General features: G+C 72.3%; 21 protein-coding genes. 10 read left to right on the forward strand and 11 right to left on the reverse strand.

All coding sequences use genetic code 11. The features are described from left to right. Positions 1-136: 136 nt before the first annotated feature. Entirely contained in the window at positions 137-622 is a 486-nt protein-coding gene (locus OF852_RS05470) for a Dps family protein (RefSeq protein WP_271120792.1), read from the forward strand. Positions 623-702: 80 nt separating this feature from the next. Here OF852_RS05470 and OF852_RS05475 read toward each other — a convergent pair whose 3' ends face one another. From OF852_RS05475 to OF852_RS05495, 5 genes are read right to left on the reverse strand one after another with little or no spacing between them, the layout of a single operon-like run. Beyond that, on the reverse strand, positions 703-2,193 hold the full coding sequence (locus tag OF852_RS05475) for an amidohydrolase (RefSeq protein WP_333781469.1): 1,491 nt from the start codon (positions 2,191-2,193) through the stop codon (positions 703-705). Next, on the reverse strand, positions 2,190-2,831 hold the full coding sequence (locus OF852_RS05480) for an FMN-binding negative transcriptional regulator (RefSeq protein ID WP_271120793.1): 642 nt from the start codon (positions 2,829-2,831) through the stop codon (positions 2,190-2,192). Before OF852_RS05480 ends, OF852_RS05475 begins: the two co-directional genes overlap by 4 nt. 11 nt (positions 2,832-2,842) lie before the next feature. After that, positions 2,843-3,793 (reverse strand): Fpg/Nei family DNA glycosylase, encoded by a 951-nt coding sequence (locus tag OF852_RS05485; RefSeq protein WP_271120794.1) that lies wholly within the window; start codon positions 3,791-3,793, stop codon positions 2,843-2,845. Positions 3,794-3,798: 5 nt separating this feature from the next. Then, the gene (locus OF852_RS05490) at positions 3,799-4,290 is read right to left on the reverse strand and encodes a ribose-5-phosphate isomerase (protein ID WP_271120795.1); all 492 of its coding nucleotides are present in this window, start codon (positions 4,288-4,290) and stop codon (positions 3,799-3,801) included. A 9-nt stretch (positions 4,291-4,299) separates the two neighbouring features. Continuing rightward, on the reverse strand, positions 4,300-5,289 hold the full coding sequence (locus OF852_RS05495; RefSeq protein ID WP_271120796.1) for a DUF2332 domain-containing protein: 990 nt from the start codon (positions 5,287-5,289) through the stop codon (positions 4,300-4,302). 99 nt (positions 5,290-5,388) lie between these two features. On the opposite strand from OF852_RS05495, the gene pepN reads away from it, so the two are divergent. After that, positions 5,389-7,932, forward strand: coding sequence for an aminopeptidase N (gene pepN, locus OF852_RS05500; protein WP_271120797.1), 2,544 nt, complete (start codon positions 5,389-5,391; stop codon positions 7,930-7,932). A gap of 78 nt (positions 7,933-8,010) precedes the next feature. Here the strand turns inward: pepN and OF852_RS05505 are convergent, their stop codons facing one another. Beyond that, complete coding sequence (locus OF852_RS05505; RefSeq protein WP_271120798.1) at positions 8,011-8,868, reverse strand: hypothetical protein; 858 nt, start codon at positions 8,866-8,868, stop codon at positions 8,011-8,013. Positions 8,869-8,952: 84 nt separating this feature from the next. Between OF852_RS05505 and OF852_RS05510 the strand changes: the two genes are divergently transcribed. Beyond that, the gene (locus OF852_RS05510) at positions 8,953-9,948 is read left to right on the forward strand and encodes a mechanosensitive ion channel family protein (RefSeq protein ID WP_271120799.1); all 996 of its coding nucleotides are present in this window, start codon (positions 8,953-8,955) and stop codon (positions 9,946-9,948) included. After that, positions 9,948-10,376: a globin gene (locus OF852_RS05515; protein WP_271120800.1), complete on the forward strand. Its 429-nt coding sequence runs from the start codon at positions 9,948-9,950 to the stop codon at positions 10,374-10,376. The genes OF852_RS05510 and OF852_RS05515 overlap by 1 nt, the downstream gene beginning before the upstream one ends. A gap of 5 nt (positions 10,377-10,381) precedes the next feature. Here the strand turns inward: OF852_RS05515 and OF852_RS05520 are convergent, their stop codons facing one another. Together OF852_RS05520 and OF852_RS05525 are read right to left on the reverse strand one after the other, a co-directional pair. Then, entirely contained in the window at positions 10,382-11,068 is a 687-nt protein-coding gene (locus OF852_RS05520) for a hypothetical protein (protein WP_271120801.1), read from the reverse strand. A 126-nt stretch (positions 11,069-11,194) separates the two neighbouring features. Further along, entirely contained in the window at positions 11,195-12,052 is an 858-nt protein-coding gene (locus OF852_RS05525; RefSeq protein ID WP_271120802.1) for an SDR family oxidoreductase, read from the reverse strand. Positions 12,053-12,144: 92 nt separating this feature from the next. On the opposite strand from OF852_RS05525, the gene OF852_RS05530 reads away from it, so the two are divergent. Together OF852_RS05530 and OF852_RS05535 are read left to right on the forward strand one after the other, a co-directional pair. Continuing rightward, complete coding sequence (locus OF852_RS05530; protein WP_271120803.1) at positions 12,145-12,519, forward strand: winged helix-turn-helix transcriptional regulator; 375 nt, start codon at positions 12,145-12,147, stop codon at positions 12,517-12,519. A gap of 44 nt (positions 12,520-12,563) precedes the next feature. Then, positions 12,564-14,213: an FAD-binding dehydrogenase gene (locus OF852_RS05535; protein WP_271120804.1), complete on the forward strand. Its 1,650-nt coding sequence runs from the start codon at positions 12,564-12,566 to the stop codon at positions 14,211-14,213. 16 nt (positions 14,214-14,229) lie between these two features. Here the strand turns inward: OF852_RS05535 and OF852_RS05540 are convergent, their stop codons facing one another. Further along, positions 14,230-14,919, reverse strand: a complete 690-nt coding sequence (locus tag OF852_RS05540; RefSeq protein ID WP_271120805.1) for a hypothetical protein — start codon at positions 14,917-14,919, stop codon at positions 14,230-14,232. A 19-nt stretch (positions 14,920-14,938) separates the two neighbouring features. Here OF852_RS05540 and OF852_RS05545 point away from each other — a divergent pair, with 19 nt between their 5' ends. After that, positions 14,939-15,814: an acyl-CoA thioesterase gene (locus OF852_RS05545; protein ID WP_271120806.1), complete on the forward strand. Its 876-nt coding sequence runs from the start codon at positions 14,939-14,941 to the stop codon at positions 15,812-15,814. A 15-nt stretch (positions 15,815-15,829) separates the two neighbouring features. Here OF852_RS05545 and OF852_RS05550 read toward each other — a convergent pair whose 3' ends face one another. Continuing rightward, positions 15,830-16,306 carry an acyl-CoA thioesterase gene (locus OF852_RS05550; RefSeq protein ID WP_271120807.1) on the reverse strand — a complete coding sequence of 159 codons (477 nt, stop codon included), beginning with the start codon at positions 16,304-16,306 and terminating at the stop codon, positions 15,830-15,832. A 373-nt stretch (positions 16,307-16,679) separates the two neighbouring features. Between OF852_RS05550 and OF852_RS05555 the strand changes: the two genes are divergently transcribed. From OF852_RS05555 to OF852_RS05565, 3 genes are read left to right on the forward strand one after another with little or no spacing between them, the layout of a single operon-like run. Beyond that, positions 16,680-18,005: a quaternary amine ABC transporter ATP-binding protein gene (locus OF852_RS05555; RefSeq protein ID WP_271120808.1), complete on the forward strand. Its 1,326-nt coding sequence runs from the start codon at positions 16,680-16,682 to the stop codon at positions 18,003-18,005. Then, complete coding sequence (locus OF852_RS05560) at positions 18,005-18,895, forward strand: ABC transporter permease (RefSeq protein ID WP_271120809.1); 891 nt, start codon at positions 18,005-18,007, stop codon at positions 18,893-18,895. The genes OF852_RS05555 and OF852_RS05560 overlap by 1 nt, the downstream gene beginning before the upstream one ends. A 56-nt stretch (positions 18,896-18,951) precedes the next feature. After that, positions 18,952-19,866 carry a glycine betaine ABC transporter substrate-binding protein gene (locus tag OF852_RS05565; protein ID WP_271120810.1) on the forward strand — a complete coding sequence of 305 codons (915 nt, stop codon included), beginning with the start codon at positions 18,952-18,954 and terminating at the stop codon, positions 19,864-19,866. A gap of 81 nt (positions 19,867-19,947) precedes the next feature. Here the strand turns inward: OF852_RS05565 and ettA are convergent, their stop codons facing one another. Then, entirely contained in the window at positions 19,948-21,630 is a 1,683-nt protein-coding gene (ettA, locus tag OF852_RS05570) for an energy-dependent translational throttle protein EttA (RefSeq protein WP_271120811.1), read from the reverse strand. Positions 21,631-21,655 lie beyond the last annotated feature (25 nt).

The following is a 21,655-nucleotide window of genomic DNA, read 5'->3' on the forward strand; positions in this document are numbered from 1 at the left end:
GGGAGACGGGGGTGAACCCCCCTGTGATCAGGTGTTAGCCGAGCCTCAGCTTGCTTGCGGAATGCATTCAGCTGAGTAGCGTTGCACTCGACGAAAGCCGCCGGAGACCCCGGACGGCGTGCAGAAGGAGCCTCTCATGACCGATGTTTCCGCCATCCCCACCACCTCGATCGACCCCGACGTGACCACCGCCGTCGCCCAGTTCCTGGCACCCGTCGTCGTCGACCTCCAGGCCCTCGCCGTCGACGGCAAGCAGGCCCACTGGCATGTCCGCGGCGCGAACTTCCAGGCGGTCCACGAGCTCCTCGACGATGTCGTGGACCACGCCCGCGAGTACGCCGACACCGCCGCGGAGCGCATCGTCGCCCTCGGCCTCCCGGTCGACGCCCGCGTCCAGACCGTCGCGGCGAAGACCACGACCCCGGCGCTCGCCGAGGGCTTCCAGCAGTCGGAGTCCGTGATCGCCCAGGTCATCGCGCAGATCGACGCGACCCTCGTCACGGTCCGCACCGCGATCGACGAGCTCGGCGAGCCCGACGCGGCCAGCCAGGATGTGGCGATCGAGATCGCCCGCGGCCTCGAGAAGGACCGCTGGTTCCTCTTCGCGCACGTCGCGAAGTAGACCGCACGACCGACGACGGCGGGCCGTCCCCTCGGGGGCGGCCCGCCGTCGTCGTCTCGGGATGCGGATGCCGGTGCGGCTCAGAGCTCCCGGTGCGTCCAGCGGGCGCCGAGCAGGGTGCCCGCGACCGGCATGGCACGCAGCTCCGCGCCCGAGACGGCGAGGGGGTCGGCGTCGAGGATCGCGAGATCCGCCCGGGAACCCGGTTCGAGGACCCCGCCGTGCGTGCTCGCGGCGAGCGCCGCGCTGCGCTCGAGCGCCTGCTCGGGATGCCACGGCTCGAGGCCGTCCCGGCTCCGGGTCGTCGCCGCCGCGATCGCGATCCACGGGTCGAGCGGCGCGACGGGTGCGTCCGAGCCGAGCGCCAGCCGCACGCCCGCATCGTGGAGGGCGCGGAAGGCGAAGGAGCGGCCCGTGCGACCCGCCCAGTAGCGGTCGGCGACCTCCCGGTCGTCCATGGCGTGCTCGGGCTGCACGCTCGCCGTCACGTCGAGCGCCGCGAGGCGCGGCACGTCGGCCTCGGCGATGAGCTGCACGTGCTCCATGCGCGCGGTGCCGCGGAGCTCCTCCAGGTCGCCGAGCGCCTCGAGGGCGTCGATCGCGAGGGCGACCGCCGCATCCCCGATCGCGTGGATCGTCGGCGAGAGGCCGGCCGCGAGGCCGTCGCGTGCGAGGCCCAGGAGGGCGGCCGGCTCGTGCGTCGCGAGGCCCCGGGCCTCCGCGCCCGTGAGCCCGGGATAGGGGTCGTGGCAGTAGGCGGTGCGGGTATTGAGCGACCCGTCCGTGAAGAGCTTGAAGTTGCCGCCCTCGAGCAGCCCCTCGGAGCCGTCCACGACGGCGCCGGTGCGGATGCCGCCGGTGCGCGCTCGCTCCAGGTCGTAGGGGTAGACGGCGGCTCGGACGCGGAGCTCGCGCGTCCCGCCCCGGATGCGGCGGAGCCAGGTGCCGGCCGCGTCGTCCATCTCGAGGTCGGAGATCCCGACGACGCCGCGCGCTGCGGCCTGCCGCGCCGCCTCGCCGGCCCACGCGTCGAGCCGCTCGACGGGCACCGCGCTGATGCGGCGGCCGAGGTCGAAGGCGGGCTGCTCGCGGAGCAGCCAGTCGGCGTCCGCCATGCCGAGGAGGTGGAGGGCGGCGCGGTTCGCCCAGGTGCAGTGCACGTCGCCGCTCACGAGCACGACGGGCGCGCCGATCGCATCCAGGTGGGCGGGCTCCGGCTCGTCGGGCCACAGGCCGTCGCGGAAGCCGTAGCCGATCAGCGGCTCGCCCGGCGCCGGCGGCGCCGCGACGACCCGCTCGCGCACGAGCCGGGCGACCTCGGCTGCGGAGGCGGCGGGCGCGACGTCGAGGCGCTGCGCCGTGAGCGCGTGCTGACTGAAGTGCACGTGCTCGTCCCAGAGGCCGGGGGTCACCCAGCGGCCGTCGAGCTCGACGACCTCCGCATCCGGCACCTCGAGCTCGGTGCCGACGACGAGGATGCGGCCGTCCTCGAGGAGGAGGTCGAGCGGCTCCCCGCCGTGGTGCTCGAGGCCGTCGACGAGCCGCGCGCGCCGCAGGAGCAGTCCGCTCACTCGGCGCCCTCCGCATCCCGCGGCATCGCCTCGACCCGCGTCATCTCCTCGGCGAGCCCCGGCTGCGCGTAGGGGCCCTCGCCTCGGAGCTCGGCCATGATGCGCTCGCGCACCTCCGCGGTCTTGTTCTGGCTGAGCTTGAGGCGCGCGTCGAAGCGCGTGACGCGGAGGCGGAGGCCGACCGTGCCCTTCGCGATGCGCGCCGAGTACACCGGGTCGATCTCGAGGGAGACCGGCTCCGGCATCCGCGACTCGAAGTGGTCGACGAGCTCGCCGAGCACGCGCAGGTTCTCCTCCGCGGAGAGGATCTCGGGGGTGCCGTAGAGGTGCGCGGTCACGTGGTTCCAGGTGGGGATGAAGTCGTTCGGCTCGGTGTACCAGTTCGGCGAGATGTAGCCGTGCGGCCCCTGGATGACGACCAGGATCTCGTGCCGACCGAGCTCGTGGAGCTGCTCGTCGGGGCGCCCGACGTGGCTGACGATCGAGATGCCCGTCTCGTCCTCCTCGAGCACGACCGGGTAGTGGGAGGCGACGAGGCCCGTCGAGGTGTGCGACACGATCGTCGCCCACGGGTTCTCGCGGATGAGGCGCTTCACCTCCTCGGGGTCCTCGAGCAGGTAGTGCGGCGTCTGTCGCATGGTCGCCCCTCTCAGGCCTGATCCGTCGGGCACCAGTACAGCTTGCGGCCGGCGAGCTCCTGCATCGCGATGTGCGTGCCGCAGACCCGGCACGGCAGGCCGGTGCGGTGATACACCCAGTGCCGGTCGTCACGGCTCGCGATGGCACGCCGTCGGGCCTCGCCGCGGAGGCCGTCCATCGTGAGCATGATGCCGGTGTCGATGCCGATCCGGAGCAGCTTCGCCCAGTCCCGCCACATCCCCGCGACGACCTCCGGCGGCACCTCGCGGCCCGGGGTGAAGGGGCTCTGGCGGGCGCGGAACAGGATCTCGGCCCGGTAGACGTTGCCGATCCCGCTCACGACGCTCTGGTCCATGAGGAGGAGGCCGATGGGCGTCGGCTTGCGGGCGACGACCTCGAGGAAGCGCCGCTCGCCGCGTGCCGTGCCGTCGACGAGCGGGTCCGGGCCGAGCTTCGCGATCACGGCCTGCACCTCCTCGGCGGTCAGGACCTCGCAGGCGGTGGGCCCGCGGAGGTCGGCGACGGCGTGGGGCGCGAGGATCCGGCAGCGGACCTGGCCGACGGGCTCGGGCGGGAACCCCTCGATCGCAGGTCCCAGGCGGTCGGCCTCCGACATGCGGAGGCGCCGCGGCGCGCCGATCGAGGCGAGCGAGTCCTGGTGGTCGATCGCGGCGCCGTCGTCGGGCCGGGTCGTCTCGCCGAGGGCGGTCGGCTGGACCGTGATGTCGCCGGCGAAGTCCCAGGCGCCGTACATGCCGAGATGCACCCGCAGCCAGAGTCCGTGGTCGAACTCCATGAACATCTGCTTGCCGACCGCGCGCACCTGCGTGATCGTCCGACCGTCGATCTGGGCGGCGTCGCGCGCGAAGCGGCCCTGCGGCGAGCTGACCCGAACGGTCGAGCCCTCGAAGTGCGCGCGGAACTGGCGCGCGATCCGGTGGACGGAGTGACCCTCGGGCACGGGGGCTAGGCGCCGAGGACGTCGTGGCCGGCGATCGCACCCGTCGTCTCGTACTCGCCGAGCTGGGCGATGCGGCGCGCGTGGCGCTCCTCGCCCGAGAAGGGGGTGCGGATGAAGGTGTCGACGAAGGCGATCGCCTCGGCGGCGGTGTGCTGGCGGGCGCCGATCGAGATGACGTTCGCGTCGTTGTGCTCGCGGGCGAGCTCGGCCGTCGCGGTGCTCCAGACGAGGGCGGCGCGGCATCCCTCGACCTTGTTCGCGGCGATCTGCTCGCCGTTGCCGGAGCCGCCGAACACGAGCCCGAGCGCCTCGACCCCCGCGCGCTGGTCGGCGACGGTCGCGAGCGCCGCGTTCACGCAGAAGGAGGGGTAGTCGTCGAGCGGGTCGTAGCTCGTCGGTCCGTGGTCGACGACCTCGTGACCCCGGTCGCGGAGGTGCTGCTGCAGCTCCCGGCTGAAGTCGAGTCCGGCGTGGTCGGTCGCGATGTGGATGCGCACGCGGCAAGTCTAGGGTCGGCCCAGCCAGCGGAGCGCGCGGCCGTGCGGCTGCGTCTCGGCGAGCTGCTCGCCCTCGAGCGCCAGCACGAAATCGGACGGCCGGTCGAGTGCGGCCGGGTGCGGTCGGATGCCGGGCACGACGCCTCGCCCCTCGTTCGAGATCCAGCGCGCGGGCAGGTCCCGCATGAGCTCGGCGAAGCGCTCCCGCGCCGGGGCCGGCAGGTAGGCGATGACGGCGGTGTGGACGACGACGGGCGTCACGCCGGCCGGCACCTCGGCGAGGACCTCCGGCAGGCGCACGAGCAGGTCGCCGGGGACGATGCGCGGAGGCTCGGCCGCCGCGAGCGAGAGCGCCGCGCGCAGCCGCCGTCGCCGGTCCTCGTGCTCCGGCCAGATGAGCGCCTCGAGCCAGGCGGCGTCTCCCCCGTCGCGGGGGTCGAGGGGGTTGAGGTCGATGCCGGCACGCCACACCACCTCCGGCATCCGCAGCTCCGGCTCGCCCTCGAGCGTGCAGTCGAGGACGACCGGGCTGGGCCCGCCGGCGGGGTCGAGGGATGCGCGGACCGAGCCCGCCGCGTCGCGATAGCGATACGAGTAGCGGTCGGGCAGCAGACAGAGGCCCGCGGCCGCCCCGACCTCGATGAGGGCGATCGGGCCCTCGACGAGCGAGAGCGCCGGCAGCAGGAGCGCGCAGCGCGCGGCCTCGTTGGTCTGAGTCGATCGGGAGACGGCGGTCGCCGAGATCGCCGACCATCGTCCGAGGAGGGTCTCGCGGAACGCCGGCCACGCACCCGAGGCGCCCTGCAGGCGCGCGGCGGCGAGGACGAGATTGGGCTGCCGGGACGCCTCGGGAAGCCCGCCGATGAGCTCGAGCGCCTCCGCATCCCCCGCGATCCCCGACGCCCAGGCCTCCATGGCGGGCGACAGGCCGGCCGCCTCCACCTCGGCGAAGACGCGGTAGCGCTCGGCGGTGGAGCGGTGCGAGTCGGTCGGCCGCATGCCGTCACGATACGCGCCCGCGAGCCTCCCGGCCTCGGGGCTAGAGTCGTCAGCGGACACGATCCGCACCCCCGCGAACGCCGACGAAGGAGAATCCGCGTGCCTGGAGAGAACCTCACCCGCATCGAGGCCCAGGAGCGCGCGGCGCTCCTCGAGGTCGAGTCCTACGACGTGGCCCTCGACCTGACGAGCGGCACGGAGACCTTCCGCTCCACGACGACCGTGCGGTTCCGCGCGAGCGGCGGCACGAAGACCTTCATCGACGCCATCACCCGCACCGTGCACTCGGTCACGCTCAACGGGCGCGAGCTCGACGTCGCCGTCGTGAGCGACGGGGTCCGCATCCAGCTCGAGGGGCTCGAGGAGTCGAACGAGCTGGTCGTCGACGCCGACATGGTCTACACGAACTCGGGCGAGGGCCTCCACCGCTTCGTCGACCCGGTCGACCAGGAGGTGTACCTCTACACGCAGTTCGAGGTGCCCGACTCGCGCCGCATGTACGCGGTCTTCGAGCAGCCCGACCTCAAGGCCGCCTTCACCTTCCACGTGACCGCGCCCGCGAACTGGGCGGTCGTCTCCAACTCGCCGACGCCCGAGCCCGTGCAGGACACCTGGGGCAAGGCGACCTGGCACTTCGCGCCGACCCCGCGCATCTCGAGCTACATCACGGCGCTCGTCGCGGGTCCGTACCAGGCGGTGCGCGACGAGCTCGTCTCCTCGAGCGGCCGCACGATCCCGCTCGGCGTCTTCGCCCGGAAGTCGCTCTTCGAGCACCTCGACTCGGACTACATCTTCGAGAAGACGAAGCAGGGCTTCGCCTACTTCGAGGAGAAGTTCGGCGTCGCCTACCCCTTCGAGAAGTACGACCAGCTCTTCGTGCCCGAGTTCAACGCGGGCGCCATGGAGAACGCGGGCGCGGTCACCTTCACCGAGACCTACGTCTTCCGCTCGAAGGTCACCGACGCGATCAAGGAGCGCCGCGTCGTCACCATCCTCCACGAGCTCGCCCACATGTGGTTCGGCGACCTCGTGACCATGAAGTGGTGGAACGACCTCTGGCTCAACGAGTCCTTCGCGGAGTGGGCGTCGACGATCGCGACCGCCGAGGCGACCGAGTGGACGGAGGCCTGGGCGACGTTCCAGGCGATGGAGAAGAGCTGGGCGTACAAGCAGGACCAGCTCCCCTCGACGCACCCGGTCGTGGCGACCATCAACGACCTCGAGGACGTGCAGGTCAACTTCGACGGCATCACCTACGCCAAGGGCGGCTCGGTCCTCAAGCAGCTGGCCGCCTGGGTCGGGATCGACGCCTTCTTCGCGGGCGTCGGCGCGTACTTCCAGAAGCACCAGTTCCAGAACACGGAGCTGCAGGACCTGCTCGTGGAGCTCGAGACGACGAGCGGCCGCCAGCTCGACGACTGGAGCGCGAAGTGGCTCGAGACGGCGGGCGTCAACACGCTCCGCCCCGAGATCTCGGTCGACGACTCGGGTGTCATCACGGGCTTCGCGATCGCGCAGTCGGCCGCCCCCGACTACCCGACGATCCGACCGCATCGCCTCGCGGTCGGCTTCTACTCCCTCGAGGACGGCCGTCTCGCGCGCACGCACCGCGTCGAGCTCGACGTCGACGGCGTCCGCACCGAGGTGCCCGAGCTCGTCGGGCTCGCCCGCCCCGACCTCGTGCTCCTCAACGACGACGACCTCGCGTACGCGAAGATCCGCCTCGACGAGGACTCGCTCGCCGTCGCGATCGAGCACCTCGCCGCGATCGAGGACCCGCTGGCCCGGGCGCTCGTGTGGGGCTCCGTGTGGGATGCGACGCGGGATGCCGAGACGGCGCCGCGGGACTACGTGCGCCTCGTGCTCGGCAACATCGCGACCGAGACCGAGTCGACGACGATCCGCACGACGCTCTCGCAGCTGCTGCTCGTCGCCCGGACCTACGTCGACCCGTCGGTCCGCGCCGAGACCATCGCCGAGGTCGGGGATGCGCTCTGGCGCCTCGGCCGGGATGCGGCGGCCGGCAGCGACGCGCAGTTCCAGTTCGTGAAGTTCTTCGCGAACGCCGCCTCGACGACCGAGCACGCGGCGACCGTCTCCGGTCTCCTCGACGGCTCGATCGCGCTCGAGGGCCTCGAGATCGACACCGACCTCTCGTGGGAGCTCCTCGAGGCGCTCGTGCTCACGGGCGACGCCGGCGAGCTCGAGATCGCCCAGTCGCTCTCGGGCGACAACACCTCGAACGGCCAGCAGGCTGCGGCGCGCGCCCGCGCGACGATCGCGACCGCCGAGGGCAAGCGCGCGGCCCTGGATGCGGCGACGACCGACACGACGATCCCGAACGTGATCCTGCGGATGATGGGCATGGGCTACCAGCACGTCAACGACCCGGCCGCGCTCGAGGCGCTCGTCGAGCCGTACTTCGCCGCGCTCGAGACGGTGTGGAAGGAGCGCAGCTACCAGATCGCGAACTACATCGTGATGGGCTTCTACCCCGCGCCGCTCGCCTCGCCGTCCCTCGTCGACGCGACGCGCGCCTGGCTGGATGCCAACCCCGGCATCCCGGCGCTGCGCCGCCTCGTCTCGGAGAACCTCGCGGGCGTCGAGCGCGCCCTCGCCGCCCAGGCGCGCGACCGCGCGTAACCGCACCTCGGCGCTCCAGCGCCGGCGTCGCCGCCCCGGATCCGTCCGGGGCGGCCAGCGCCTTCCGGTGCCGGGTCGTCAGCCCGCGCCGATGATCGACGCCGCGATCGCGAGCGGCGCGAGGAGTGCCGGCTCCGCGACCGCGGTGCCGATCGCGGCGCTGCGGCTCCCCTCGACCGCGCGGATGCCGCCGCCGGTGCGGACGACGATGCGGATCACGACGGCCGGAATCGCGAGCACGGGTGCCGTCAGCGCCACGACGACGAGCAGGGCGGCACTCACGGCGGTCGCCACGTGTCCGAGCACCAGCGGCGCGATGACGCCGCCGCGCAGCGTGAGGAATGCGGGGACCGCCCAGATCTGCCGCGCCGACAGCGGAAGAACGGGATGCGGCTTCCCGAACAAGTCCGCCAGGGCGACGTCGGGGACGACGAGCACCAGCATCGAGAGCATCGCGCCCGCGAGCGCGCCCGCCATAAGACCCGGCGACGGCGTCAGGGTCAGCATCAGACCCACGACCGCGGCGCTGTGCAGCACGACGACGATCGGCTCCGAGCGGGCGACGATCCGGCGTGGCGTGGCTGAGGCGACGGCGCGAGCCATGATCTGCGTCGCGATGAACACGACGAGCGGCGGAACGAGCTGCGCGAGGAACCCTCCTGCCACTGCGAGATAGTCGACCCGCTCATCTGCGATGAGCTGCGCCGGGATGCTCCATCCGGCGAACACGAGGAACGCCGCTCCCGCCGCGATCCCGGTCACGAGCACGGACAGCCGACGCCGGGTCACCCTGAGCGCCGCGAGGTCGAAGCCGAACACGGCGGCCCGCGCCGCCGCATCCGGCGCCTCGGCGCTCCGGCGCAGCAGCTCCTCGTCGGAGATGCCGTCGATCGGGCTCGACGGCGGCATCGCGGGCGGCTCGTTCGCGGGCGTCACCATCCGAGCATGCCGGTTCCGCCCAGGCTCTCTCGACCCCGCATCCAGGTGCCGACGGCGGCCGCTGGCTACGCTGGGCGGCATATGGATATTCCCTGGGATGCGATCTGGGCCTTCCTGCTCGACAAGCCGCTGAAGGTCGCCGTCATCGTCATCGTCGCCGTGCTCGTGCGGGTGGCGCTGACCTTCGTGATCCGGCGCACCGTCGACCGGGTCGTGTCGGGGGTGAAGAAGAAGCAGAACGTCGAGGACACGCAGCAGCTGCTCTCGTCCCCGCTCGCCGCCGTCCGCACGGTGCAGCGCACGAGGACCCTCGGCACCGTCCTCAGCAACCTCGTGACCGCGATCGTCGCCATCGTCTCGGTCATCCTCGTCGTCACGACGGTCGACGCGAGCGCCGCGGGCGCCTTCTCGCTCATCACGGCGGCGCTCGGCGCCGGCCTCGGCTTCGGCGCGCAGAACATCGTCAAGGACATCCTCAACGGCCTCTTCATCGTCATCGAGGATCAGCTCGGCGTGGGGGATGTCGTGGACACCGGATTCGCGACCGGCGTCGTCGAGTCGGTCGGCATCCGCGTCACCCAGGTCCGCGACGTCAACGGCACCCTCTGGTACGTCCGCAACGGCGAGATGCTCCGCGTCGGCAACCTCTCGCAGGGCTGGTCGCGCGTCATCCTCGATATGGCGATCCCCTACGAGGAGGACGTCGACGCGGTCGAGGCCCGCCTGCTCGCGACCGCGGTCGAGATGCAGCAGGAGCCGAAGTGGAAGCGGCTGTTCCTCGAGAAGCCGGAGATCTGGGGCATCGAGTCCATCTCCTCGGAGGCGGTCGTGGTGCGCCTCGTCGCGAAGACCCGCTCCGGCTCGAAGGACGACGTGGCGCGCGAGCTGCGCGGACGGCTCAAGCGCACCCTCGACGAGCTCGAGGTCCGCACGCCGGCGCTCAGCACGATCACGCTGCAGGGCATCGAGGGCGCGGCCTCCGTGCGCGGCGCCCGCCCGCCGAAGACGGCCCCGCTCCCGACGCAGCCCGCCGCAGAGCAGCCCGCCGCGAAGAAGCCGCCGAGGAGCAGCGACTGATGGCCGAGGACTCCCTGCAGCTGCGGATGGGCCAGGGCGGCGAGCACGTCGGCGGCAGCTTCTACGAGCAGGTCGGCGGCCGCGTGACCTTCGAGCGGCTCGTGCGCCGCTTCTACGAGGGCGTCGCCGAGGACGAGGTCCTGAAGCCGATGTACCCGGAGGACGACATGGAGGGCGCGATCGAGCGCCTCACCGGCTTCCTCGAGCAGTACTGGGGCGGCCCCGGCACCTACAGCGAGCAGCGCGGTCACCCGCGCCTGCGGATGCGGCACGTGCCGTTCAAGGTCAATCCGGATGCGCGCGACCGCTGGCTGCGGCACATGCGCACGGCGGTCGACGAGCTGGGTCTCTCCCCGATGCACGAGGCGACGCTCTGGGCCTACCTCGAGCGCGCGGCCTTTGCGATGGTGAACACCTTCGAGGAGTGAGCGCTCTACGGCCCGTAGTTCTCCGTCGGGGCGATCAGCCGTTCGACGCGGAGCCCGTCGACGTCGCCTGACGAGCCGAGGAGCGACTGCACGTAGCGGAAGGAGCCGGGAGCGCCGGCGACCGGGGCGTCCTCGAGGAGGCAGAGCGCGGCGAGACCGCCGTCGGCCTCGAAGGGGTCGATGCCGCCGAGGCACTCGAGCTCGGCGCCGGTCTGACCGACGTGCTCGCCACGCGGGCCGACGACGAGGAGCTCGCCCACGCGCTCCGCGTCGACGTGGATCTTCCAGTTCGTCCACATGGGCGGGTCGTTCTCGAAGTCGCTGACGCGGACCTCGAGGCCGGGCCAGTGGTATTCGGTGCCGGAGGGGTCGTCCGCGTGCTCCGGCTCGTGCGCCTCGACCTCGGCCTCGGTGCCGATCGCGCCCGCGAGGGCGTCGATCGCGGCAGACGGGTCCTCGGTCCAGGCGTGCTCGGCGAGCACGGAGCCCTCCTCGTCGAGGATCGCGAAGCGCTCCGCCTCGAGCACGAGCTCGGCCGCGCGCGGCGTCCCGGTCCGCTCGGGCGCGGCGCTCGTCGACCCGCCGCCGTCGCCGGGTGGCGGCGGGGTCAGCCGTGCGGAGCCCGCGCAGCCGGCGAGCGCGAGCCCGCCGACCAGCGCGAGCGCGCCGAGGGACAGCGCAGCGCGCGGCATCCGGCGATTCCCCATGCCTCCATGGAAACAGCGCGAGGTCACAGAACGAGCGGTCTACGATAACGATTCCGCGTCGCCGCGACTCGATCCCGGGACGCCGTCACGGCATCCCGGGATCGGATCCGATCAGGCGAGCGCCTCGCGGAGCCCCTCGCGCAGCGGCGTCGTCGGGCGGCCGATGAGGCGCGAGAGCTGGCCGGTGACCTCGGCGAGCGCGCCGTCGCGGATGTCGGCGTCCAGCGTCGTGACGAAGCTCGCGGTCGCCTCGTCGAGCCCCGCATCGCGCAGCGCGGCACGGTGCGCCTCGGTGCTGAGCGGCGCGAGCGCGACCTCGCGGCCGAGGACCTCGGCGAGCGCGGCCGCGAGCTCCGCGAAGTCCCACGACGTGTCGCCGCCGAGCTCGTAGACCTCGCCGAGGTGGCCGGGCGTCGTGAGCACGACGGCCGCCGCCTCGGCGTAGTCCCGCCGGCTCGCGCTCGCGACGCGGCCGTCGCCCGCGCTCGACGCGACGACGCCGGTCTCGCGGGCCTGCGCGGCGGTGCCGAGGTAGTTCTCGGTGTACCAGTTGTTGCGCAGGATGGTCGCGGGGATGCCGGAGGCGGCGATCGCCTCCTCCGTCGCCTTGTGGTCGGGCGCGACGACGAGCTCGGACTCGGTCGCACGCGGGGCGCTCGTGTAGACGAGCTGCGCGACGCCGGCGGCCTTCGCGGCGTCGATGACGGCGAGGTGCTGGGGCACGCGCTTCCCGGGCTCGCTCGCGGAGACGAGGAGCACCTGCTCGACGCCCCGGACGGCGGCCTCGACGCTCGCCGGCGCGTCGTAGTCGAGCGGCACGGCCTCGACGCCGCGCGCCGCGAGATCGGCGATGCGCGAGGTGTCGCGGGCGCCGGCCCGGATGTCGGCCGGGGCGAACCCGCGGGCGATGAGGGCTTCGACGGCGAGGCGTCCGAGGTGCCCGGAGGCTCCGGTGACGAGGATGGTCATGGGGTGTCCTTTCGTTCGACAGCTCGGTACAAGCCGCCCGCCGCAGCGTGCATTCCGGGCGAGGGGTACCCACTTTTCGGTAAGCTCCTGGCATGGTCGCGACCTTCAGCGAGCTCCGGGCGCTCCCGGGCATGGACGACACGCTCCTCACCGCCGGGTGCCCGACGCGCGTGGTCCTGGATCACGTCACGAGCCGGTGGGGCGTCCTCGTCGTGCTCTCCCTCACCAACGGCACGCACCGCTGGAGTGAGCTGCGCCGGGCCGTCGACGGCATCAGCGAGAAGATGCTCGCCTCGACGCTGCGCCAGCTCCAGGCGGACGGCCTCGTCGACCGGGTCGCGCATCCCGTCATCCCGCCGCACGTCGAGTACTCGCTCACGAGCCGCGGCGAGGAGCTCGCGGGCGTGCTGCTCCCGCTCGTCGAGTGGTCGGCACGCCACAGCGCCGAGATCCTCGCGTCCGCCTGACCGCCCCGGCTAGTCTCGGCTCGAGGCCGCGAGGAGGGGGCAGGATGCCGGATCAGGCGGACGCGATCGTCATCGGCGCGGGGCTCGCGGGCCTCGTCGCCGCGGCCGAGCTCCTGGACGCCGGGCGACGCGTCGTCATCCTCGAGCAGGAGCCGGAGGCGAGCCTCGGCGGCCAGGCCTGGTGGTCCTTCGGCGGCCTCTTCCTCGTCGACTCCCCCGAGCAGCGCCGCATGGGCGTCCGCGACTCGCTCGAGCTCGCCCGTCAGGACTGGATGGGCAGCGCCGACTTCGACCGCCCCGAGGACGAGTGGGGGCGGCGCTGGGCGGAGGCCTACCTCGAGTTCGCGGCCGGTCCGAAGCGCGCCTGGCTGCACGAGCTCGGCGTGCGGTTCTTCCCCGTCGTCGGCTGGGCGGAGCGCGGCGGATACACGGCCTCGGAGCACGGCAACTCGGTGCCGCGCTTCCACATCACCTGGGGCACCGGGCCCGGCATCCTCGAGCCCTTCATCGCGCGGGTGCGCCGCGGCGTCGAGGAGGGGCGGGCCGAGCTGCGCTTCCGGCACCGCGTCGACGAGCTGACGCTGCGCGGCGGCGCGGTCGTCGGGGCGAGCGGCGCGGTCCTCGCCGAGGATGCCGCCGAGCGCGGGCAGGCGAGCAGCCGGGATGCGGTCGGCGCCTTCGCGATCGAGGCGCCCGCCGTGATCGTCGCGAGCGGCGGCATCGGCGGGAACCACGAGCTCGTGCGCGCCGCCTGGCCGGCGTGGCTCGGCACCCCGCCCGAGCGGATGCTGAGCGGCGTCCCGGCGCACGTCGACGGCCGCATGCTCGCGATCAGCGAGTCGGCGGGCGCGCGGCTCGTCAACGGCGACCGGATGTGGCACTACGTCGAGGGGATCGGCAACCACTCCCCGGTCTGGCCCGCCCACGGCATCCGCATCCTCCCGGGCCCTTCGAGCCTGTGGCTCGATGCGACGGGACGCCGGCTGCCCGTGCCCCTCTTCCCCGGCGCCGACACGCTCGGCACGCTCGAGCACCTGCGCCGCACCGGCCACGACCACAGCTGGTTCGTGCTGACGCAGTCGATCATCGAGAAGGAGTTCGCGCTCTCCGGGAGCGAGCAGAACCCCGACCTCACGGGCCGGAGCATCCGCGAGCTGCTGCGCCAGCGGCTCGGGAAAGGCGCGACGGAGCCGGTCGAGCGCTTCAAGTCCGAGGGCGAGGACTTCGTCGTCGCCTCCTCCCTCGACGAGCTGCTCGAGCGCATGACGGACCTGGAGCCCGATGCGCCCTTCGATGCGGCGAGCGCCCGCGCCGAGATCGAGGCGCGCGACCGGCAGCTCGAGAACCCGTTCCAGAAGGACGCGCAGCTCTCGCTCGTGCGGGGCGCCCGCCGGTACCTCGGCGACCGGCTCATCCGGGTCGCGTCGCCGCATCGACTCCTCGACCCCGCCCACGGACCGCTCATCGCGGTGCGCCTGCGGGTGCTGACGCGCAAGAGCCTCGGCGGCATCCAGACCGACCTCGAGTCGCGCGTGCTCGACGCCGACGGGATGCCGGTGCCCGGCCTCTTCGCGGCGGGCGAGGCGGCGGGGTTCGGCGGGGGCGGCGTGCACGGCTCGCGCTCGCTCGAGGGGACCTTCCTCGGCGGCTGCCTGTTCTCGGGCCGGGCCGCGGGCCGCGCCGCGGCCGGCTGAGCCGGCCGGAGCGGAGCTAGCGGCTCAGCGTCCAGGCCCGGCGCTTCACGAGCACGTGGCCGCGCTGGGTCGTCATCCGCGTCCACGGGCCGGTCTCGAACATCCGCACCTCGTCATCGCCGAGGAAGCCCATGCTCAGCGCCGCGAAGGCCGCGCCCGCGGGCACGTGCTCGAGCCCGTCGACCGGGCGGCTCCACACCTCGGCGCGCACCCGGCGCACGATCTGCTCGCCCGCGCCGTCCGGCAGGGCCTCGGCGATCTCGGCGATGCCGGCCTTCGCGGCCGACTCGAGCGACCCCGCGGCGATGCCGTCGATGCCGTACCAGCCGCCCCTCGGGGGCGAGATCGCGGCCCAGGTGACCGTGTTGACCTCGAGCGGGAGCGAGACGCGCACGCCGATCGTCTCGGGGTCGTGGTTCGCGTCGCGCTCCGCCCTGGCCGTCTCGATCCGCTGCAGGAAGGAGCGGATCGGCACCACGGCATCCACGAAGGGCTCGTCGACGGCGATCGCGTAGGTGCGGAGGCCGAGCACCGTCGGCACCTCGTCGAGCAGGCCGACCGGGTAGAGCACGGCCGCGTAGACCGCCAGGACGCCGCTTCCGGCGATGAGCCGGACGGAGCCGTCCTCGAGCCGCTGGGCACGCGAGACGAAGGTCCGGAGGTCGTCGAGCGCGAGCGGATCGCTGAGCGTGAAGTGGCGGGACATCTGTCCCTAGACTACGGGCATGAGCGACCCCCTGGCGGGACTCCTGGCCGCCCTCGACCTGACCGACACGGGAGCCCGGACCCGGGAGGACATCTTCACCGGCCCCAGCCAGTGGATGCCGGAGGGCCGCGTCTTCGGCGGGCAGGTCCTCGCGCAGTCCCTCGTCGCGGCATCCCGCACCGCGCCCGCCGATCGGCTCGTGCACTCCATGCACGGCTACTTCCTCCGGCCGGGCGACGTGCGGCTGCCCATCACGTTCTCGGTCGACCGCATCCACGACGGCCGCTCCTTCTCGACCCGCCGAACCCAGGCCTACCAGGACGGGCTGCCGATCCTGTCGATGATCGCCTCCTTCCAGGTCGAGGATGCGGGGCTCGATCACCAGGAGCCGGCGCCCGAGGAGGTGCCCGACCCCGAGCAGCTGCCGAGCACCGCGGAGGCGCTCAGCGGCATCGACCATCCGGTCGCCCGGTTCTGGGGTGAGCAGCGGCCCTTCGACATCCGCCACATCGACGGCCCGATCTACCTGCGGGCGGCCGAGCACCGCTCGGAGCACCAGGCCGTGTGGATGCGGGCGATCGGCCCCCTTCCGGACGACGCCGTGCTGCACCGGGCCGCGCTCGCCTACGTGAGCGACTACTCGATCCTCGAGCCGATCCTCCGCCGCCACGGCGTCGCCTGGGCGACGCCGGGCCTCAAGGCGGCGAGCCTCGATCACGCGATGTGGTGGCACCGCCAGGCGCGCGTCGACGACTGGCTGCTCTACGTGCAGGACTCGCCCACGGCGATCGGCGGGCGGGGCCTCGCGCTCGGCCGGATCTACGACCGCTCGGGCGCGCTCGTCGCGAGCGTGGCCCAGGAGGGCATGGTGCGGGTGCCGGCGTCGCCCGCCTGAGCGCGTCGCGCGGCGTCAGCCGCGCTTCGAGAACCGGACCGGCTCCTCGACATAAGGAGCCCAGACGGCGCGGAGCTCGTCGGAGACCCGGGTCGGCCGGCCGTCCGCCGCCGTCACCATGACGAGCGTCGTCGCGGCGCGCGTGTAGAGCACGCGGGGGGCGATGCCGACCGGCGAGTAGACCTCGTAGCAGACCTCGAGGCTCGCGCCGCCGAGGCGCCCGATCCACAGCTCGACGTCGACGGGCGCCCGCATGTACGGGATCGGCGCGAGGTACTCGATCTCCTGGCGCGCGATGAGGCTGATGATCTCCGCTCCCGGCCGGGCGTCGAGCACGGCCGTCTCGGCGCCGGGCTCGGCCCCGTCGTCCGGTCGCCAGAAGGCCTGGATGCGGGCCTCCTCGAGCAGTCGGAGCATCTCGGCGTTGTTGACGTGGGCGTAGGCGTCGAAGTCCGACCAGCGGAGCGGGATCGCGACGTGCAGACGCGTCATGTGACCTCTTCTCGAAGCGTGCTGAGGAGTCGCTGGGTAACGACCTCATAACAACCCTAACCTGCGGCCTGACCAGTGGTTCTCCCGCTCGCGTCCCCCGATCGCGGCTCGAAAGTCCCCCATGCGGGGGACATCCCGTGCGTGGCGGCCCCCGGACGGTTGCTACCGTGGTCGAGTCCCCGCCGCGACCACACGACGCGGAGGGGGCGTACCGATCAGGCCCGCGGCCGCGGCGCTCCCGAGCGCGGCGGACGTACGGTGGTCCGGTCCCGGCAGCTCCGCCTGGGACGCCTCGGGTGTCCCGCGTCGAGCACGTCGCGACCGTGCGGCGACCCGGACCGTGAGCAGAGGGCGACCCGAGCATCCCGGATGGATGCCGCACGCCCGGAAGCAGGACGACACCGACATGGGCGATGCCCCCGCGATCCGCGTGCGCGGACTCTTCAAGATCTTCGGACGGCAGTCGGAGGAGAGCGTGCGGAGACTGCGCGACGGCGCCGACCGCAGCGCGATCCCCGGCACCGCGGCCGTGATCGACGCCGGATTCGACGTGCAGCCCGGCGAGATCTTCGTCGTGATGGGTCTCTCCGGATCCGGCAAGTCGACCCTCATCCGCATGCTCAACGGCCTCCTCGATGCGACGGCGGGCGAGGTCCGGCTCGGCGACGACGACATCACGAAGGTCTCGGCGAAGCGGCTCCGGGAGATCCGCCGCTCGCGGATCTCGATGGTCTTCCAGCACTTCGCCCTGCTCCCCCACCGCAGCGTGCTCGAGAACGTCGCCTACGGGCTCGAGATGCAGGGCGTGCCCCGCGCCGCCCGGCTCGAGCGCGCACAGGAGATCGTGAGCCTCGTCGGGCTCCAGGGCTGGAGCGAGAAGCTCCCCGGCCAGCTCTCCGGCGGGATGCAGCAGCGCGTCGGCCTCGCCCGAGCCCTCGCCGCCGACACCGACATCCTGCTCATGGACGAGGCCTTCTCCGCGCTCGACCCGCTCATCCGGCGGGAGATGCAGGAGCAGCTGCTCGAGCTGCAGGAGCGCTTCGGCAAGACCATCGTCTTCATCACGCACGACCTCAACGAGGCCATGTTCCTCGGCGACCGCATCGCGGTCATGCGGGACGGCCGGATCGTCCAGATCGGCACTCCGGAGGACATCCTCACCGATCCCGCCAACGACTACGTCGAGCAGTTCGTCCAGGACGTCGACCGCGCCCGGGTCCTCACCGCGGGCAACGTCATGGAGCGGTCCCGCGTCGTCGTCACCGAGACCGCCGGCCCGCGCACCGCGCTCCGGGCGATGCGCGACGAGCGCAGCTCGGCCGTCTACGTCACGGGGCGCGACCGCCGGCTCCTCGGCATCGTCCGCGACCGCGATGCGCTCAAGCTCGTCCAGCGCGGCGAGGCCTCCCTCGCGAGCGTCCTCCGCCCGGTGCCGCACACCGTGAGCGTCGACGACGTCCTGCTCGACCTCTTCGTGCCGGCTGTCGAGTCCGAGCTGCCGCTCGCCGTCCTCGACGCCGAGCAGCGCCTCGCGGGCGTCATCCCGCGCGTCACGCTGCTGGCCGCGCTCGGCCCGGGCGCCGCCGCGACCGGCGAGCTGACGATCCCCGTCGCGGCGACCGTCATCGACGAGGTGCTCGCCGACGGCGAGCCGGAGGGCGACGCCGCAGCGGGCGCCGCGAGCGAGGAGGTGCGCTGATGGAGGGATTCCGCATCCCGGTCGGCGAGTGGGTCTCGAACGGCCTCGACTGGATCAAGGACAACGCCGAGGGGCTGCTCGACGCGGTCGACACCGGCCTCGAGGGGGCCGTCGACGGGCTCACCGCCGTGCTGCTCGCGCCGCCCGCGCTCGCGCTGATCGCCGTGCTCGCGCTCATCGGATGGCTGCTGCGGTCCTGGAAGCTCGCGGTCGGCACGGTCCTGTCGTTCCTGCTCGTCGTCGCGATGGACATGTGGGAGCCCGCGATGCAGACGCTCGCGCTCGTGCTCATCGCCACCGTCATCGCGGTCGTCGTCGCCGTGCCGCTCGGCATCCTCGCCGCGCGCAGCGACGCCGTCAGCGCCGCCCTCCGGCCGGTGCTCGACTTCATGCAGACGATGCCCGCCTTCGTCTACCTGATCCCGACGGTGCTGTTCTTCAGCATCGGCGTCGTTCCGGGCGTCGTGTCGACCATCATCTTCTCCCTCCCGCCCGGCGTCCGGCTCACCGAGCTCGGCATCCGGGGCGTCGACCGTGAGAAGGTCGAGGCGGGGCACGCCTTCGGCGCGACGAACGGGCAGATCCTCCGCGGCATCCAGCTCCCGCTCGCGAGCCGCACCATCATGACCGGCATCAACCAGGTCATCATGCTCGCGCTGTCGATGGCGGTCGTCGCCGGGATCGCCGGCGCCGACGGACTCGGCAAGATCGTCGTCGCCTCCATCTCCACCCTGAACGTCGCCCAGGGCGTCGAGGCGGGGCTCGGGGTCGTGGTGCTCGCGATCTTCCTCGACCGCGTCACCTCGGCCCTCGGCTCCCGGGAGGACAGCCGCGGCTCGCTGCTGGCCGTCCTGTCCGCGCGACGCCGCACCCCCGCCGTCGCATCCTGACGGCGCCGTCGACCCTGCACCGTCCTCCGGGACACACCAGAGAGAGGAAACAGCACATGACGAAGCGCACCGCGCACCTGCGTCGCACCGCCGTGATCGGAGGTGCCGCCGTGCTCGCGCTCGGCCTGGCCGCCTGCTCGACGGGCACCGAGGAGAACTCCGGCGGCGAGGGCGACCTCGGCACCATCACGCTCGGCTTCATCCCGAGCTGGACCGACGGCCTCAGCACCGCCTACCTGCTCGAGGACCAGCTCGAGAAGCTCGGCTACACGGTCGAGATGGAGACCCTCACCGAGGCCGCGCCGCTCTACGCCGGCCTGTCGAACGGCGACGTGGACATGTACCCGTCGGCCTGGCCCGAGGTGACGCACGCCAAGTACATGGAGCAGTTCGGCGACGACATCGAGGACCTGGGCGCCTACTACGACAACGCGGTCCTCACGATCGCGGTGCCGACCTACACGGACATCGACTCGATCGAGGACCTCGCCGGCAACGCGGACATGTTCGACGGCAAGATCTACGGCATCGAGCCCGGCGCGGGCCTCACCGGGGTCACGCAGGACTCGATGATGCCCGAGTACGGCCTCGATGGCGACTACGAGCTCGTCACCTCCTCGACCGCCGCGATGCTCACCGAGCTGCAGGGCGCGATCGACAAGCAGGAGGATGTCGTGGTCACGCTCTGGAAGCCCTTCTGGGCGAATGCGGCCTTCGACATCAAGACGCTCGAGGACCCGAAGGGTGCCATGGGCGACGCGGAGGCGCTGCACTTCCTCGGCACGGACGGCTTCGCGGACGAGTTCCCGGAGGCCGCCGAGTACATCGCGGGCATCAAGCTCGACGACGCCGCCTACGGCGCCCTCGAGGACATGGTCGTGAATGAGTACGGCGAGGGCCGCGAGGCCGAGGCGATCGACGCCTGGATCGCGGAGCACGGCGACGCGTACGAGGGCATCCTCGCGGACTGACCGGCATGACGCGGAAGGGCGGCTCCCCCGAGGGGAGCCGCCCTGCTTCGTGCGCTCGCGCCGCGATGCGCGCGCTCAGCGCTAGTCGCGCGTGAGGCGGCGGTGCACCGAGCGGTGCGGGTTCGCGGCGTCCGGCCCGAGCCGGTCGATCTTGTTCGCCTCGTAGGACTCGAAGTTGCCCTCGAACCAGTACCACTTCGCCGGGTCCTCCTCGGTGCCCTCGTAGGCGAGGATGTGCGTCGCGATGCGGTCGAGGAACCACCGGTCGTGGGTGATGACGACGGCGCACCCCGGGAAGTCGAGGAGCGCGTTCTCGAGCGAGGACAGCGTCTCGATGTCGAGGTCGTTCGTCGGCTCGTCGAGGAGGAGCAGGTTGCCGCCCTCCTTGAGGGTGAGCGCGAGGTTGAGGCGGTTGCGCTCGCCGCCCGAGAGGACGCCGGCCTTCTTCTGCTGGTCCGGCCCCTTGAAGCCGAACTTCGAGACGTAGGCGCGCGACGGGATCTCCACCTTGCCCACCGTGATGATGTCGAGGCCCTCGCTCACGACCTCCCACAGGGTCTTGTTCGGGTCGATGTTCGCGCGGCTCTGGTCGACGTAGGAGATCTTGACGGTCTCGCCGACCTTGAGATCGCCGCCGTCGAGGGGCTCGAGCCCGACGATGGTGTTGAAGAGCGTCGTCTTGCCGACGCCGTTCGGGCCGATGACGCCGACGATGCCGTTCGGCGGCAGCGTGAAGGAGAGGCCGTCGATGAGCTTGCCGCGGGAGTCGAAGCCCTTCTCGAGCTGCTTCGCCTCGATCACGATGCTGCCCAGGCGCGGCCCCGGCGGGATCTGGATCTCCTCGAAGTCGAGCTTGCGGGTCCGATCGGCCTCCGCCGCCATCTCCTCGTAGCGGGCGAGTCGCGCCTTCGACTTGGTCTGGCGGCCCTTCGCGTTGGAGCGCACCCACTCGAGCTCGTCCTTGAGGCGCTTCGCGAGCTTCGCGTCCTTCTTGCCCTGGACGTCGAGGCGCTCGGCCTTCTTCTCGAGGTAGGTCGAGTAGTTGCCCTCGTAGGGGTAGAGGCGCCCGCGGTCGACCTCGGCGATCCACTCCGCGACGTTGTCGAGGAAGTACCGGTCGTGGGTGATCGCGATGACGGCGCCCTTGTAGGAGCTGAGGTGCTGCTCGAGCCAGAGCACGCTCTCGGCGTCGAGGTGGTTGGTGGGCTCGTCGAGGAGCAGGAGGTCGGGCTTCTGCAGCAGGAGGCGCGCGAGCGCCACGCGGCGCTTCTCACCGCCGGAGAGCTGCGGGATGGCGGCGTCGCCCGGCGGGGTGCGGAGCGCGTCCATCGCCTGCTCGAGCTGGGAGTCGAGGTCCCAGGCGTCGGCCGCGTCGATCTCCTCCTGGAGCTTGCCCATCTCCGCGAGCAGCGCGTCGAAGTCGGCGTCGGGGTCGGCCATGAGGGCCGAGATCTCGTTGAAGCGGTCGAGCTTCGCCTTGATCGCGACGCCCTCCTGGATGTTCTCGAGCACGGTCTTCGTCTCGTCGAGCTCGGGCTCCTGCATGAGGATGCCGACCGTGTACCCGTCGCTGAGTCGCGCCTCGCCGTTGGAGGGCTGGTCGAGGCCCGCCATGATCTTGAGGATCGTCGACTTGCCCGCGCCGTTGGGGCCGACCATGCCGATCTTCGCCCCGGGGTAGAAGGACATCGTGACGTCGTCCAGGATGAGCTTCTCGCCGACCGACTTGCGGGCGCGGATCATGGTGTAGATGAATTCGGCCATGGTCCCAGTCTATTTGCGCGGCGGG

Source organism: Homoserinibacter sp. YIM 151385 (genome assembly GCF_027912415.1).
Lineage (GTDB): Bacteria > Actinomycetota > Actinomycetes > Actinomycetales > Microbacteriaceae > Schumannella.

Excerpts from the sequence above, each read along its gene's own strand:
- OF852_RS05470 (WP_271120792.1), top strand. The coding sequence starts at position 137 with ATGACCGATGTTTCCGCCATCCCCACCACCTCGATCGACCCCGACGTG.
- OF852_RS05480 (WP_271120793.1), bottom strand. The coding sequence starts at position 2,831 with ATGCGACAGACGCCGCACTACCTGCTCGAGGACCCCGAGGAGGTGAAG.
- OF852_RS05495 (WP_271120796.1), bottom strand. The coding sequence starts at position 5,289 with ATGCGGCCGACCGACTCGCACCGCTCCACCGCCGAGCGCTACCGCGTC.
- OF852_RS05510 (WP_271120799.1), top strand. The coding sequence starts at position 8,953 with ATGGATATTCCCTGGGATGCGATCTGGGCCTTCCTGCTCGACAAGCCG.
- OF852_RS05515 (WP_271120800.1), top strand. The coding sequence starts at position 9,948 with ATGGCCGAGGACTCCCTGCAGCTGCGGATGGGCCAGGGCGGCGAGCAC.
- OF852_RS05520 (WP_271120801.1), bottom strand. The coding sequence starts at position 11,068 with ATGCCGCGCGCTGCGCTGTCCCTCGGCGCGCTCGCGCTGGTCGGCGGG.
- OF852_RS05525 (WP_271120802.1), bottom strand. The coding sequence starts at position 12,052 with ATGACCATCCTCGTCACCGGAGCCTCCGGGCACCTCGGACGCCTCGCC.
- OF852_RS05530 (WP_271120803.1), top strand. The coding sequence starts at position 12,145 with ATGGTCGCGACCTTCAGCGAGCTCCGGGCGCTCCCGGGCATGGACGAC.
- OF852_RS05535 (WP_271120804.1), top strand. The coding sequence starts at position 12,564 with ATGCCGGATCAGGCGGACGCGATCGTCATCGGCGCGGGGCTCGCGGGC.
- OF852_RS05540 (WP_271120805.1), bottom strand. The coding sequence starts at position 14,919 with ATGTCCCGCCACTTCACGCTCAGCGATCCGCTCGCGCTCGACGACCTC.
- OF852_RS05545 (WP_271120806.1), top strand. The coding sequence starts at position 14,939 with ATGAGCGACCCCCTGGCGGGACTCCTGGCCGCCCTCGACCTGACCGAC.
- OF852_RS05550 (WP_271120807.1), bottom strand. The coding sequence starts at position 16,306 with ATGACGCGTCTGCACGTCGCGATCCCGCTCCGCTGGTCGGACTTCGAC.
- OF852_RS05555 (WP_271120808.1), top strand. The coding sequence starts at position 16,680 with ATGCCGCACGCCCGGAAGCAGGACGACACCGACATGGGCGATGCCCCC.
- OF852_RS05560 (WP_271120809.1), top strand. The coding sequence starts at position 18,005 with ATGGAGGGATTCCGCATCCCGGTCGGCGAGTGGGTCTCGAACGGCCTC.
- OF852_RS05565 (WP_271120810.1), top strand. The coding sequence starts at position 18,952 with ATGACGAAGCGCACCGCGCACCTGCGTCGCACCGCCGTGATCGGAGGT.
- ettA (WP_271120811.1), bottom strand. The coding sequence starts at position 21,630 with ATGGCCGAATTCATCTACACCATGATCCGCGCCCGCAAGTCGGTCGGC.